Consider the following 12,759-nt stretch of genomic DNA (forward strand, 5'->3'; position numbering starts at 1 on the left):
GCAGGAGTGGATCGTCTCCGGTCACTGCCTGGACGGTCTCCTCCACCGCATCGCCGATGGCAGCCGGTGGCATGCGAGTGATCCCGCGACGATCAGCATAAGCGCTAAACCCGAGACGGCGAGGACATTCGTGTTCACTCCGGTTGCCGCGAGGCCGGTTGTGGGCGTCGTCGAGGATGTCGGCGGCGATCCAGGGCTCGTGGGCAAGAGAGCCGGAGGGGTGGGTGCGAAGTCGAGAGTCGAGTCCCGTTCCCCGGTTGTCGTGAAACTCTCTGAAGAAGCCGACCAGTTCGACACCTCGAGATCGTGCGACTCGTTGCCCGCCGCGAGAGGGGCGTAACGTTCGAGAGCCGCCTTCGGCTTCTTCTGGTCGACGGAGGCCTGCGCGGACCGAGCTCTGCGGGAAGGCTCGGCCTGGTTGACGAGCGTCAGCGCGATGACCTGCCCGTCGCCCGGAGTGACCGTGATCGTGCCATCGTCAACGACGATGCCATCGCCGGTGAACCTCGGAGGTGCCCAGGCGACACCGTCGAGGGCGGGAAGGTCGACCTTCTCGATCGTCATCTTGGTTCCCGCCGGGACACGCGCGGAGTTCACCGAGCGGCCGTTGGCCGGAACCTTCAACGTCTCGGTCGTGTCCTCATAGCGATAGGTCACGGTGAACGAAGTGTCGACGGGAACGAGGTCCGCCGCCGGGCCTGCGAGTTCCGTTCGCAGAGCGAACCGGCCCGGGCCCGCACAGGTGCCGGTTCCTCCGCCCGAGGAGGCGATCACGACGGAGCCGGGATACTCCTCGTCGCGCACGACGACCGTGTTCTTGTACTCGTCGTTCGGGATGGCGTCGGCTCGGATCCTGGTGAAGTAGGTGAGGCGGTAGAGCGCGCCGTGATCGACGGGGGCGAGGAGTGTCGCCGAGAAGCTCAGGGCGTCGTCCGAGACGGTGACGGCGAGTTCTTCGGGCGGAACGGCTTGCCATCGACCGGCGTCGAACGCCTCGTATGCCGCAGGCATCCGAGTGAGCCGGATTCGAGCGTCGTCACTGTCGACGATCTTGTGGTGCTCGCCCGACAGATCGATGCGGTCCGAGAACGTCAAGGTCTCCCCTGTGACCGCGGCTCCCGGCACGAGCACAGCCCAGCCCAGAAGGCTCGGGTCGTCCATGTCGGTGACCGGCCATCCGTACTTCATGATGCGGTCCGGCAGCTGTCGTGTCTGTGCTCCCTGCGCGAGAGCAATCCGCTTGCCTCCGGGAAGGGGGACCTTCGTGACCTTGCCGTCGACAACGAAGACGACGACGGAACTCTCGCTTTGCCGCGCATTGACGTTCACCCAGAGCTTGCCGCCGACGCCGGTCTTGTTATCGATGTAGTGCGAGAGTGTGCAGCCCAGGGTCGGCGCTCCCCGAACGTAGGAGACGAGACACGTGCCCATGATGGCGCCGTCGGTGCTGGTCACGTCGAAGGCGGCGTTGGAGGTGGGGCTGAAGATCGGGGGAAGAGTCATCGCGAAGGTGTCGCCACCTCGCGCGCTGTCGGGAACGGCCCAGTCGGCCTTGACGGAAGCCCACTCGCCGGCCATCAGCGGTTTGCCGATGTCGCCATGGTTGGTGACGACGATCGAGTCGGCGACGATGGCCGAGTGTTGTGTCGGTTGTGCGGCGATAGCAGCGTTGGTGCCCACAAATGTCAACAGCCCGACGGCTATGACGCCCACTACCGCGGTGATCGATGTTCGCAACAGTCTCATTGACGCTCTCTTTCAGGTTTCAGGTCAGGTTTCGGTTCGGTAAGCGCGCGGAACGCATCGGACCCGAGAGTCCGGAGCGCCTCGACGCACCGTGGACCAGCGAGCTGGCCGAGTTCACGGCGGGGCAACAGACATTTCGTCGATCCGCCGAGGAGAGAGAGGATGCCCGGTAGAGGGGTTCCGCAGTGACGCAGAGCTATCCGCTTCGTCGGGAACGAAACATCGGGCGAACTAAGATAGTCATACTCTCCAACAAAGAAGATAGTATAACTATCCTCTTCGTCGAAGACAACTCGGGCACTGATATGCTGACCGTCGCGGCGGATGGAGTGCGCATGAGGATCGCGGAGTTGTCTGCACGGTCGGGTGTTTCCACGCCGACGATCAAGTACTACATTCGTGAGGCGATGCTTCGCCCTGGGGTGCGTGTCAACGCCCGCTCGTCCGACTACGACGAGTCCCATGTGCGCCGCCTCGCCCTCATCCGAGTGCTCACCCACTCGATCGGGCTCTCCGTCGAGAAGACCCGGACGATCCTCGGCGTGCTCGATTCATCCGAAGCGGGCTTCATCCAGGGGATGGCCATCGTGCACGAGGCGCTCCCGCCTTACCGCGATGTGGACCTCCAAGCCGCAGAGGTCGCCGCTGAGCTCGCCGAAGCCCGCGAACTGCTTTTGGAGCTAGGCCTCGGACATGACGAGACCAGGATCGGTGTTCCGGTTCTTGTGCGTCAGTTCGCCCGGGCGCTCCGGGCGACAGCCGATGCAGGTATGCCGCTGGACATCGACCATCTGCGCGCCTACGCCGCCGCCGCCCGTCAGATCGCCGCAGCCGATGTGACCCAGATGTCGACGATATTGGCGACGGAGGCACTGGAGCTCGCGGTAGCCGCAACGACGTTGTTTGAGTCGGTTCTCCTGTCTTTGCGGAGGATCGCCCAGATGGACGCCATGCTCGCGATCCTCGATGCGCCTCGAGGGTTGATCGGCGTGCAGGCCGCACAGCAGAAGGAGTGAGTCCTTCGCGTCGAGTCGGCTCACGCCGTGCGTTCCGCGCGTGCGCGATCGGGAGGCCGAGACGTGGGCCGAGCACTCCAGCGGGTGTGGGCGTTCTGCCCGTGCACGGTCGGGAGCGTCACGCTCGTCGCGACGGTCGCTCAGACCGGAGGTGCTCGGCGTGCGGCTGAGAAGACGCGAGGCCGTTCCTGGCCGACTCACTTCAGCAGCCGTGATAGCACCCTGTCGGCGAGCGGCTTGCCCCCGGTCTGGCAGCTCGGACAATACTGGAGTGTCGAATCGGAGTAGATCACCTGGTGTATGGTGTCGCCGCAGACGGGACAGGCCTCGCCGGTGCGACCGTGCACCTGCAGACCCGACCTCTTCTCCCGCTTGAGTTCCGATGCCGCGAGTCCATTCGCTCGCGCGATCGCTTCCCTCAGTGTGGTCTGCATCGCTGCGAAGAGCCGGGACACCTCCTCCGCGCTCATCGAGGCGGGCTTGAACGGCGACATCCTGGCCGCGTGCAGGATCTCGTCCGAGTAGGCATTGCCGATACCCGCGATGATCGACTGGTTGCGCAGAACCCCTTTGATCTGCGAGCGTCCCGCCTTGCCGAGGATGCCTGCGAAGGTCTGTTCCGTGAAGTCGTCGTCGAGCGGGTCTGGCCCCAGACGGGCGATTCCCGGCACCTGGAGCGGGTCGGCGACGATGTAGAGCGCGAGGCTCTTCTTCGTGCCGGCCTCGGTGATGTCGAGGCCGGACCCGTCGTCGAGCACGAGTCGTGCGGCGAGAGGTCCCGTGCCCGCACGAGCTGAGGTCTTGGGGGCGGTCGCGCGCCATCGGATCCAGCCGGCTCTCGCCAGATGCACGATCAGGTGCAGCTCTCCGATCGTGAGGTCGAGGAACTTCCCGTGCCGCATGATAGGGCCGACGAGATGATGGGCGAGCGCTGAGACGGGAGGATCGAAGGTCTTGAGCGCAGCGAACGACAGCACATCGAACCGCTCGACCAGGCGGCCCGCGAGGCGCTCGGCGAGGTCCATGACGAGGGCGTGTACTTCTGGCAGCTCAGGCACGAATCCAGTCTCCGCTTCGCTGTGACGTCCGTCCAGATACCCGGTTGATCGTCGAACGGACCGTCATTGCCGCCTCCCGCCCTTCGCCCTGCGGCAACCGGAAGTTCATCGAGAGCGTCCTCAAACCCTCGCGCTTTTCTCGTGCCTGTTCGATAATCGGATCAGGGATTCCAAAGAACAGAGGAGAACAACGATGGCAACACGTCTGAACCCCTACCTCGGTTTTCGCGACAACGCGAAGGAGGCGATGGACTTCTATCACTCGGTCTTCGGAGGCGAGCTGACGCGCAACACCTTCGCCGAGCTTCACGGCAGTGAGGATCCGGCTGAGCAGGACAAGATCATGCACTCCATGCTGGTCACCGACAACGGCCTGACGCTCATGGCGTCTGACACCCCGAACAGCATGGACTACACGCCGGGCAGCAACTATTCGGTCTCGCTCAGCGGAGAGAACGCGGACGACGCCGAGCTGCGCGGCTACTGGGGCAAGCTCATCGACGGTGGAGAGGTCGCCGCACCGCTCGAGCCCGCGCCGTGGGGCGACAGTTTCGGCATGGTCGTCGACAAGTTCGGCGTCACCTGGATGGTCAATATCGCGGGGGAGCAGTCGTAAGCACGGCGCTCTTCTGAGGTCAAGGCCGGCGTCCCGAGACGCCGGCCTTTCGCATCGGTGCGGCCGGTGGCTACGGCCGACGCGGCGTGGGCACGCCATGTCGACCACGTCCTCAGGCTAGGCGGGATGCGTCCCGTCACGAGGACGGAGTATGATATCTTAATGAGAATCTTTATCATTAAGCTCCGCGGGTGAATCGTTACGAAGGTTCGCCGCGTGGTTGGTCCTGGAGTAGCTCATGATCGGTGTCTCCGCTCTCGCGTCGGAGTCTTCGCGCCCCTCCTGCGACCCCGGCCGGCTTGGCGCCGTTCCCGGAAAGGGGACGTCGATGTGGCCTTCGAGGCGAGGGGCGTGGGGCCTCGCTCCCGAGTGGAATCCCTGGCGGTCCGGGTGGCTTCGCGGCGGCGCGCGATTCGCGTCGCCGAAAAAGAGCGCGTTGGAGTGCCAGGCGGGGGTGGAAGGCCATGGGTGCCTGGCGGGTCGACGGGCGTGTAATATTAGGTTAGCCTAACCAAAGTCATTCGGTTTTGCCTGGGTGCGATATCCGGCCGCAGGGACGCTGCGGCAGACCAAACATTGGAGCGAAGTCCCATGGAGCGTGCCCGAAATCTCGGCACCGTCGCGCTCGCCTCGTGTGCCGACGACGCGACCGCTGGGCCGGAACAGGCCAAAGCAGGGCCGATTCGCGACACAGCCGGAGCTTTTCATGACCGGTGACGGCACCCTCACCTCGGAGTCATTGCGCTCCTCCCATCGCCGTTCCGGCAGGGTCGTCGTCGTCCTCGGATTCGCCATGTTGCTCGCCATCGCCATCTCCGCAGGTATCGGACCGGCGTTCATCGACCCGCTTTCGGTGCTGGGCATCATCGGCCATCACACGATCGGCTTGCCTGCCGAACCGGGCTGGACGACGACGGCCGACACGATCGTCTGGGTCACGCGTATGCCACGTGTGCTGATGGGTGTCGCCGCCGGTGCGACACTGGCCGTTGCAGGCGCCGCGCTCCAGGCGATGGTGCGCAACGTCCTCGCAGATCCATACATCCTTGGTGTCAGCTCCGGCGCGTCCACCGGAGCCGCAGTCGCCATCATCGTGCTCGCCGGCAGCGGCGGCGGAGCGCTGCTCCTTTCCGGCTCGGCCTTTCTCGGTGCTCTCGCCGCAACCATGCTCGTGCTGCTCATCGGCGGTGTCTCGGGCGGCTCGGGGCCGGTCAGGCTCATCATGGCGGGAATGGCGGTCGGCTACGTGCTCAGCGCCGTGACGAGTTTTCTCGTCTTCGCCTCAGATTCCCCCGAGGCGAGCCGTTCCGTGATGTTCTGGCTTCTGGGCTCCCTCGCCAACAGCCATTGGCCGACTGTGCACCTCGCGCTCGCTGTCGCGGCATTCGTCGTGCTCGCCCTGACCCTGATCGGCGGTCAGCTGGACGCTCTCGCCTCGGGTGACGAGGCGTCGCTCGCCCTCGGCATCCGGCCGGATCGCGCTCGCATGCTCCTCATGGTCGTCATCTCGCTCGCCGTCGGGGTGATCGTGGCCGGGGCGGGCAGCATCGGCTTCGTCGGGCTCGTCGTGCCTCACCTGGCGCGCGGCCTCGTCGGAGCGCGGCATCGCACCCTCCTCCCCGCCTGCGCCTTCCTCGGCGCGATCTTCCTTCTCGCCGCCGATGTACTGGCACGCATGGCCTTCATGCCGCAGGAGATGCCGATCGGCGTCGTCACCGGTGTCGTCGGCGCCCCCCTCCTGCTCGTCCTGCTACGTCGCGGCCGGAGCCAGACCTCGGCGAGGAGTCGCGTTGCTCGCGGCCTCGCCATCCCCCCGAAAATGACAAGGAACCACAGATGATCAGACCCCTCGCCGCACTCGCTCTCCTGGCTGGAGGTGTTCTCGCGCTGAGCGGATGCTCGGCCGGGCAGCCGAACGAGCCGGGCGCCGTCGCCGGGACCTTCCCCGCGACCGTACAGAACTGTGGCGCCTCGGTCACAGTGGACGCCGCGCCGAAGCGCATCTTCCTCGTCAACAACGACGACGTCGCCCTGCTCGACGCTCTCGACGCTCTCGATCGCGTCGTCGCACGCACCGTAGAGCCCCTCGACGGCATCTACTCCGATAAGACCTATCAGAAGCTGGCAGCGGCCGAGCTGGTGGCCGTCGACAAGAACGCCACCGGCGGCGCGGTGGTCTCGCAGGAGACCATTCTGGAATACGAGCCCGACCTCGTGCTCGCTCCGGAGAATGCGGTCAATCGCGAGTCGCTGCTCGCAGCCGGGATCCCGGTCTACTCCCCGCCCGCGTACTGCTCCGATCCCACTGCAGGGGTGACGGGGCCGGCCACCTTCGAACGGGTCTACGATCAATTGCTCGCCTTCGGCGCCATGCTCGGTGTGCCGGAGACCGCTCAGACGCGCGTCGACGAGCTGAAGGTCGCGGTCGACGGACTGGGCGCGGCCGACAACGGAACCGCAGCCGCCCTCTACGTTCCGGAGGGCGGTGGAACCCTCTCGCCGTACGGCGGCCCGAGCATGGTCACGCCGGTCTTCGAGGCGGCGGGATTGACCAATGTCTACGCCGACGCACCCGACCGCGTGTTCGACGTCAACATCGAGGATCTGCTCCAGAAAGACCCGCAGACCATCGTTCTGCTGTACTCGTCCGGCACCACGGACGCCACGGTGCGCAACTTCACCTCGGTGGCCGGTGTCGAGGGATTGAGCGCGGTTCGCAACCACCGGGTGGTCGCTCTGCAGTTCTCATTCACCGATCCGCCGACTCCATTGTCCGTGGAGGGCGCGCGCCAGCTGGCGGCGAAGCTCGCAGAGCTGCCGTGATCCAGGCCAGCGGCGTCGTCTTCGCCCGCCGTGGCCGCGTCGTGCTCGACCGCGTCGACCTCGTCGCGGCGCCCGGCACGGTCGTCGGGATCATCGGCCCGAACGGGAGCGGAAAGACGACGTTGCTGCGCATGCTGTTCGGTGCACTCGTTCCCGATGCGGGGACCGTCCGACTCGACGGTCAGGAGCTCGGTCGGCTCGGGCGCAGGCAGATCGCCCGTCGGATCGCCGTCGTCGCACAGGATCCGCCGGGGGATATCGCCCTCAACGTCGCTGACACGGTGATGCTCGGCAGGCTCCCGCTCCGCCCCGCTCTCGCCCTGCCCGCGCGGGGTGACTACGCCGCCGTCGCGATCGCCCTGAACCGGGTCGGGTTGGCCGGGCTCGCCGAGAGACCGCTGTCGGAGTTGTCCGGGGGAGAGACCCAGCGCGCGCTGATCGCAAGGGCCATCGCCCAAGAGGCGGATCACGTCCTCCTCGACGAACCGACGAACCACCTCGACATCCGCTACCAGCATGAGATCCTCGCACTCGTGCGCACGCTGTCCGCCACGACCGTCATCGTTTTGCACGACCTCAACCTGGCGGCCCGTTACTGCGATCGGCTCCTGCTCCTGGACGAGGGCAGGGTCGTCGCCAGCGGAGAGCCCGGCGACGTTCTGCACCCCGAGAACATCGAAGCCGTCTATCGCGTTCCTGTCAGCAGGATTCCCCTCGCGAACGGCTCGATGCACCTTATCTTCTCAGACACCGCATCGACACGGCCGGTCGACGAATCGTCGCTCCTCAGCCAACATTCAGAAAACGAGATAGGAGAACATCCATGACCATTGGCACTTCACTGACGGCGGCCCAGACCCCGCACGAACTGTTGCAGCGCTGGGACGCGCAGCAGGCGGCATACATCAGGCATCGCGCACTGCGCTTCGACACCATGCTGCGGGTGCTTGAGCGCATCGGTAACGGCCGCCCGCGTGTGCTGGACCTCGCGAGCGGACCCGGTTCGCTCGCCGCGGCCGTGATCGAGAGATTTCCAGGGGCCGAGGTCGTCTGCGCCGACAAAGACCCGGTTCTGCTGGCGATCGCGCGCGACGTGCTCGGCAGCACGGGCAGGGTCACCGTCGTCGACGCCGACCTGAACGACCCGAGCTGGGTCGGGACGGTCGGCGGACCGTTTGACGCCGTTGTCAGCTCGACAGCGCTGCACTGGTTGCAGCCCGAGGTGCTCACCCGCGTGTACTTCGAACTTGCGGGACTCATCCGAACAGGCGGGGTGTTCCTGAACGGCGATCATCTCTGCTACGACGAGACGTCTCAGCCGGTGCTGCGTCAGGTCGCGGCGGACGACGACGACGCGACCCAGGCGGAAGCTCTCGGGGGCGGATCGGACAGTTGGGACGAGTGGTGGCAAAGCGCCGAAGCTCAGCCCGCATACGCGCTGGCGGTCTCCGAACGAGCCGAACGGTGGCGGGGAAAGCTCGAGGCTCCACCCAAGGTCACCCTCGAGTTCCACCGTGCCGTGCTTCGCAGTGCCGATTTCGCCGAGGTCGGCACGGTGTGGCAGTACCTCGACGACTATGTCGTGTACGCCGTGCGCTGATCCGGCTCAGGCCTCGGACTCGAGGATGCGCTTGGCTCCGTCGAGGGCGGCGAGTTCCGCGTCCATCGTCTTCTGCACCATGCCTGACATGACGAGCTTCTTGACACCGGACAGCTGCGCGTCGAGCGTGAAGACGACCTCGGTTCCGACCTCGGTCGCGCGGAACTCGTAAACCGCCGTCGGCCGGACGGGACCGGCCGTCGTGAGGATCGCCACGCGGGTCTCCGGCTCATACGCGGTCACCTCGAAGTCCGCGACGATTGCGCGGCCTCCCGGACCGGAAACGCGTTGCCGATAGCTCGCGCCGACTCCGAGCGGGCCGTTCCGCTCGATCTCGAGCACGCCGCGACGCCACCGTGGATCGTTCTCGGCGTCGGCAAAGAACGCGAAAACATCGCTTACGGGGCGATCGATCACGATCGTACGGCTGGCATGAGGCACTGCAAGACCCTTTCGGAGTGTGAGGAGATCAGCATAGCGGCCTACGACGGATCTGCCTCGGGAGTGCGCCGAAATCGTCGCGTCGATCCGAACTGCCATGCTGGACCCGAACTGCCATGCTGGAGGGGTGCGAGTACTGCCCAGGGACGAACTGTTGGCCGGCATGAGATCCGAGCGTGCGCGGCTCGAGACCGCGCTGTGCCGTGTCGAGGAGCGAGGGCTCTTCGGCGCGATCGCCGTCGACGCCTGGACGGTCAAGGACGTGCTCGCGATACGTGCGCGGTGGACCGAGATGGTCGCCGCTTGGGTCATTGCCGGCGTCAGGGGCGAGACACCGCGCACCCCGGCGCTGGGCTACACCTGGGGCGAGACTCCGAGGCTCAATGCCGACATCGTCGCTGCCGAGGCAGACGCAACACCGGCCCAGTTGCGTCATCGTCTCGGCGCCGCTCTCGCCTCGATCGAGCTCGCCGTGAGTGATCTGAGCGACGAGGATCTCTTGAGCACCGGCCGTTTCTCCTGGACCCGGGCTTGGTGCGTCTCCCGATGGGTGTCGACGAACACCATCACCCAGTATGCCTCGCTCGGGCGGATGGTCCGGCGGGTGCTGCGTGCCGCGGCCGAGGGAACGACGGGGTGAAGGGAACCGCGCGCTGCCCCTGCCTGAGCGGCGAGAGCTACGATGCCTGCTGCGGCCGGCTCCACAGGGGCGAGGCGGATGCCGCGACAGCCGAGGCGCTCATGCGCTCACGGTTCTCGGCATTCGCCGTCGGAGACGAGGACTATCTGCTACACAGCTGGCACTCGAGCACAAGGCCGTCCGCACTGAATCTCGATCCGGGCCTGCGCTGGTACCGTCTCGACATCGTGCGCACCGATCGTGGCGGCATGCTCGACGTCGAGGGCACGGTCGAGTTCGATGCCTACCATCGGTCCCCCGATGACCGCGGGATGCAGCATGAGACGAGTCGCTTCGTGCGGGAGGGTGGTCGCTGGGTGTATCTGGACGCGCTCCCGACCGGATAGCGCGAACGGATGTGGGTCGCGACCGTGGAGAAACCGTGGAGAATAAGCCATTGCCCCCGTGTGCGAGGGCAATGCGCGGCAGCACGATGGGAGCATGACTGTCGAAGCCATCTTCGCCGCCCGCACACTTGCGTTGTTCGCGGCCTCCGTCGCCCTGCTCGTGGGGTGCTCTCAGAATGCGACTCCGACGGATGGCGCCGTCGACCAGCCGTCAGCGGCCGGCGGCGGCGGTGCTGCATCCTGCGACGCGGCGACCGCGGAAGGCTACGAGCTGTTCAGCGATCCCGCGCTGAGCGTGCACCCGGAGGACGGCGTCGAGTTCGGCGGCGGCACCGCCATGAGCTTCACCTACGAGCTGCACGACGAGACGCGCTCCCCGACGAGACGCGCTCCCCGACGTACGCCTACAACCTGGCCGTCATCCAGGATGACGGTAGCGTCGCGCCGATGACCGGCGCACCGTTCTTCGACGTCTCGGGCGGCGGCGTCAGCACGGCTGACAAGGTGTTCCTGTCGGAGACCGACGGACGCCCCGGATTCTTTACCGTGACCGTGACGCAGGACGCCGCCTTCGACGGCGACTCCTACGACGCCACGGTGATCGAGCTCGGTCGCTATTGCGTCGCCTTTGTCGTGAGCGAATAGCGGGGAACGGCCGGATGGCCGTCTCGACCAGAGGGGGGCGTGTTGCCGACTTACTCCGCCGAGGTCTCCATCGTGAGAATCGAGGTGCCCTCGTCGTCTCCGATCGTCAACTCGACCCTGACCGTGCCGAGCTCGTCGAGCGATGAGACGTGAGTGCCGCCACACGGGATGCTGACGGATGCCTCGGGCAGTTCGCAAACCCAGTGACGGCGATCGGTGAGTCGCGGTCCGTCTCGGTCGACCCGCACCATCGCTGAGCTGGCGATCCACTCGGCGAGGGTCGCGTTCACGGACTCCGCCACCATGGGCAGGCTCTCAGCGAGCCCGTCCATGTCGAAACCCTTGCGCCGCAAGGACTTGTTGAGCCGGTACACGTCGATCGAACCGTGCTCGTGGATCGTCGACGACTCGATGGCCGAACCGTCGAAGTCGGGCTGGCCCAGGCCGTCCGGGCGGGTCTCCTTGCCCCATCGGTGCGCGAGGGCGCGGTTGAGCGCGAGGGACGCCACGTGGCATGCGCTGTGACCGGTCGAGAGTGCGCGGCGGTAGGCTCCGTCGACGATCACCTCGACGGTGTCACCCTCGGCGAGCCCGGAGCCAGCGGCGACGACATGGGCGACGACGAAGATCCAGCCCTCCGTGCCCTTCCGTACCGGGATGTCGGCGCCGAGGAGAAGCGTGGAGCCATCCGTCGCCGCCACGATGCAGTCGACGAGGGGGCGGTCGGCACCGTCGATCCGCAGCGCAGCGCGGTCGGCGCCTTGGTCAGGCCAGCTAACGTCGACCGGGTGGCAGCTCGTGGAGTCCAGCAGGACGATGTCGTGGTCGCCTCGTGTCTCGACGTGGAGGACGATGGCCGCGTTGCTCAGCGCACCGCTCGGATAGTCGGCGATCGTGTCGGAGTCGGGAAGGGTCATATCGTCAATTCTGTTGCATGAGGCTCTGCTGTATGGGGCGGGCGTCGTGACCCGCTTCGGGAACGGGAGCGGCCCGGTCGATTCGACCGGGCCGTTCCCTTTCTCGTCTCCTCGGTCACTCTGGTTGCAACACCGAGATGATGTTGCCGGACGGGTCGGCGAACCAGGCGATCCTGGGGCCGGGCCATCCGATGGAGATACCGTGCTCGTCCTGGTCGAGACCGTCGTAGTAGAGAAAGCTCACGCCGCGGGTCTCGAGCTCGGCCACCGCTTGGTCGATGTCGTCGACGACGATGTTGAGCATCGTGTAGCTCGCCGGCTCGTGGTTCTCCTTGCCGTAGGCGAAGACGGACGCGCCGTTGCCGAGCTCGATCCTGAACGCGCCGCTCATGTCCTCGGTGGTCGCCACGCCGAGAGTCTCACCGTAGAAACGCCTGGCTTCGTCGACGTCGCGCACCGAGAATCCGCTGAATACCGCCGAGGGCGTGAACATCAGACGGCCTTCTTACGGCCGGTGATGAGACCCCAGATCAACAACACGATGATGGACCCGCCGATCGCGAGCAGCCAACTCGACCACGACCAGAACTCGTTGAGGTTCGCGTTGAAGAGCAGGCCACCGAGCCAGCCGCCGAGCAGGGCGCCGACGACGCCGAGGATCAGGGTCGCGAACCATCCGCCACCCTGTTTGCCCGGCAGGATGAGTTTGGCAATAGCCCCGGCGATGAGGCCGAGGATGATGAATGCGAAGAATCCCACACTGTTCCCCCTTCATTGAGGCCGGCCGGGTCTCGGCCGATCCACCTCCAGCCAAGCATTGCTTGCCTGCATCGACAAGGGGTCTGCCTTTATCGGTGACGAGACGTTGCTC

General features: G+C 66.1%; 16 protein-coding genes. 10 read left to right on the top strand and 6 right to left on the bottom strand.

Annotated elements, in window-relative coordinates:
* Nucleotides 1-21: 21 nt before the first annotated feature.
* The gene (locus tag ACFQB0_RS13850; RefSeq protein WP_386732755.1) at nt 22-1,746 is read right to left on the bottom strand and encodes an Ig-like domain-containing protein; all 1,725 of its coding nucleotides are present in this window, start codon (nt 1,744-1,746) and stop codon (nt 22-24) included.
* Between the two features lie 335 nt (nt 1,747-2,081).
* Here ACFQB0_RS13850 and ACFQB0_RS13855 point away from each other — a divergent pair, with 335 nt between their 5' ends.
* Nucleotides 2,082-2,762, top strand: a complete 681-nt coding sequence (locus ACFQB0_RS13855) for a MerR family transcriptional regulator (RefSeq protein ID WP_386732757.1) — start codon at nt 2,082-2,084, stop codon at nt 2,760-2,762.
* Between the two features lie 197 nt (nt 2,763-2,959).
* On the opposite strand, the gene ACFQB0_RS13860 is transcribed toward ACFQB0_RS13855, so the two are convergent.
* Complete coding sequence (locus ACFQB0_RS13860; protein WP_386732758.1) at nt 2,960-3,820, bottom strand: Fpg/Nei family DNA glycosylase; 861 nt, start codon at nt 3,818-3,820, stop codon at nt 2,960-2,962.
* A 193-nt stretch (nt 3,821-4,013) separates the two neighbouring features.
* On the opposite strand from ACFQB0_RS13860, the gene ACFQB0_RS13865 reads away from it, so the two are divergent.
* The 5 genes from ACFQB0_RS13865 (at nt 4,014) to ACFQB0_RS13885 (ending at nt 8,859) form a co-directional block, all read left to right on the top strand.
* Nucleotides 4,014-4,436, top strand: coding sequence for a VOC family protein (locus tag ACFQB0_RS13865; protein WP_386732759.1), 423 nt, complete (start codon nt 4,014-4,016; stop codon nt 4,434-4,436).
* A 706-nt stretch (nt 4,437-5,142) separates the two neighbouring features.
* Nucleotides 5,143-6,276, top strand: a complete 1,134-nt coding sequence (locus tag ACFQB0_RS13870) for a FecCD family ABC transporter permease (protein WP_386732760.1) — start codon at nt 5,143-5,145, stop codon at nt 6,274-6,276.
* Nucleotides 6,273-7,259 (top strand): ABC transporter substrate-binding protein, encoded by a 987-nt coding sequence (locus tag ACFQB0_RS13875; RefSeq protein ID WP_386732761.1) that lies wholly within the window; start codon nt 6,273-6,275, stop codon nt 7,257-7,259. The genes ACFQB0_RS13870 and ACFQB0_RS13875 overlap by 4 nt, the downstream gene beginning before the upstream one ends.
* Nucleotides 7,256-8,086, top strand: coding sequence for an ABC transporter ATP-binding protein (locus tag ACFQB0_RS13880; RefSeq protein WP_386732763.1), 831 nt, complete (start codon nt 7,256-7,258; stop codon nt 8,084-8,086). Before ACFQB0_RS13875 ends, ACFQB0_RS13880 begins: the two co-directional genes overlap by 4 nt.
* Nucleotides 8,083-8,859, top strand: a complete 777-nt coding sequence (locus tag ACFQB0_RS13885) for a class I SAM-dependent methyltransferase (RefSeq protein WP_386732764.1) — start codon at nt 8,083-8,085, stop codon at nt 8,857-8,859. The genes ACFQB0_RS13880 and ACFQB0_RS13885 overlap by 4 nt, the downstream gene beginning before the upstream one ends.
* 6 nt (nt 8,860-8,865) lie before the next feature.
* Here ACFQB0_RS13885 and ACFQB0_RS13890 read toward each other — a convergent pair whose 3' ends face one another.
* Nucleotides 8,866-9,300, bottom strand: a complete 435-nt coding sequence (locus tag ACFQB0_RS13890; RefSeq protein WP_386732766.1) for an SRPBCC family protein — start codon at nt 9,298-9,300, stop codon at nt 8,866-8,868.
* 163 nt (nt 9,301-9,463) lie between these two features.
* Here ACFQB0_RS13890 and ACFQB0_RS13895 point away from each other — a divergent pair, with 163 nt between their 5' ends.
* The 4 genes from ACFQB0_RS13895 (at nt 9,464) to ACFQB0_RS13910 (ending at nt 10,971) form a co-directional block, all read left to right on the top strand.
* Entirely contained in the window at nt 9,464-9,940 is a 477-nt protein-coding gene (locus ACFQB0_RS13895) for a ClbS/DfsB family four-helix bundle protein (RefSeq protein ID WP_386732768.1), read from the top strand.
* The gene (locus ACFQB0_RS13900) at nt 9,937-10,326 is read left to right on the top strand and encodes a YchJ family protein (protein ID WP_386732769.1); all 390 of its coding nucleotides are present in this window, start codon (nt 9,937-9,939) and stop codon (nt 10,324-10,326) included. The genes ACFQB0_RS13895 and ACFQB0_RS13900 overlap by 4 nt, the downstream gene beginning before the upstream one ends.
* Nucleotides 10,327-10,420: 94 nt before the next feature.
* Nucleotides 10,421-10,777, top strand: a complete 357-nt coding sequence (locus ACFQB0_RS13905) for a hypothetical protein (protein ID WP_386732770.1) — start codon at nt 10,421-10,423, stop codon at nt 10,775-10,777.
* A complete protein-coding gene (locus ACFQB0_RS13910) occupies nt 10,774-10,971 on the top strand; it encodes a hypothetical protein (RefSeq protein WP_386732772.1) in 198 nt (65 codons plus the stop codon). The genes ACFQB0_RS13905 and ACFQB0_RS13910 overlap by 4 nt, the downstream gene beginning before the upstream one ends.
* A 50-nt stretch (nt 10,972-11,021) precedes the next feature.
* Here ACFQB0_RS13910 and ACFQB0_RS13915 read toward each other — a convergent pair whose 3' ends face one another.
* From ACFQB0_RS13915 to ACFQB0_RS13925, 3 genes are all read right to left on the bottom strand, one after another.
* On the bottom strand, nt 11,022-11,888 hold the full coding sequence (locus tag ACFQB0_RS13915) for a metal-dependent hydrolase (RefSeq protein WP_386732773.1): 867 nt from the start codon (nt 11,886-11,888) through the stop codon (nt 11,022-11,024).
* A 115-nt stretch (nt 11,889-12,003) separates the two neighbouring features.
* A complete protein-coding gene (locus ACFQB0_RS13920) occupies nt 12,004-12,381 on the bottom strand; it encodes a VOC family protein (RefSeq protein WP_386732774.1) in 378 nt (125 codons plus the stop codon).
* Nucleotides 12,381-12,647, bottom strand: coding sequence for a GlsB/YeaQ/YmgE family stress response membrane protein (locus ACFQB0_RS13925; RefSeq protein ID WP_386732776.1), 267 nt, complete (start codon nt 12,645-12,647; stop codon nt 12,381-12,383). The genes ACFQB0_RS13920 and ACFQB0_RS13925 overlap by 1 nt, the downstream gene beginning before the upstream one ends.
* Nucleotides 12,648-12,759: the final 112 nt, after the last annotated feature.

It is taken from the genome of Luethyella okanaganae (assembly GCF_042660285.1).
GTDB classification, from domain to species: domain Bacteria; phylum Actinomycetota; class Actinomycetes; order Actinomycetales; family Microbacteriaceae; genus Luethyella; species Luethyella okanaganae.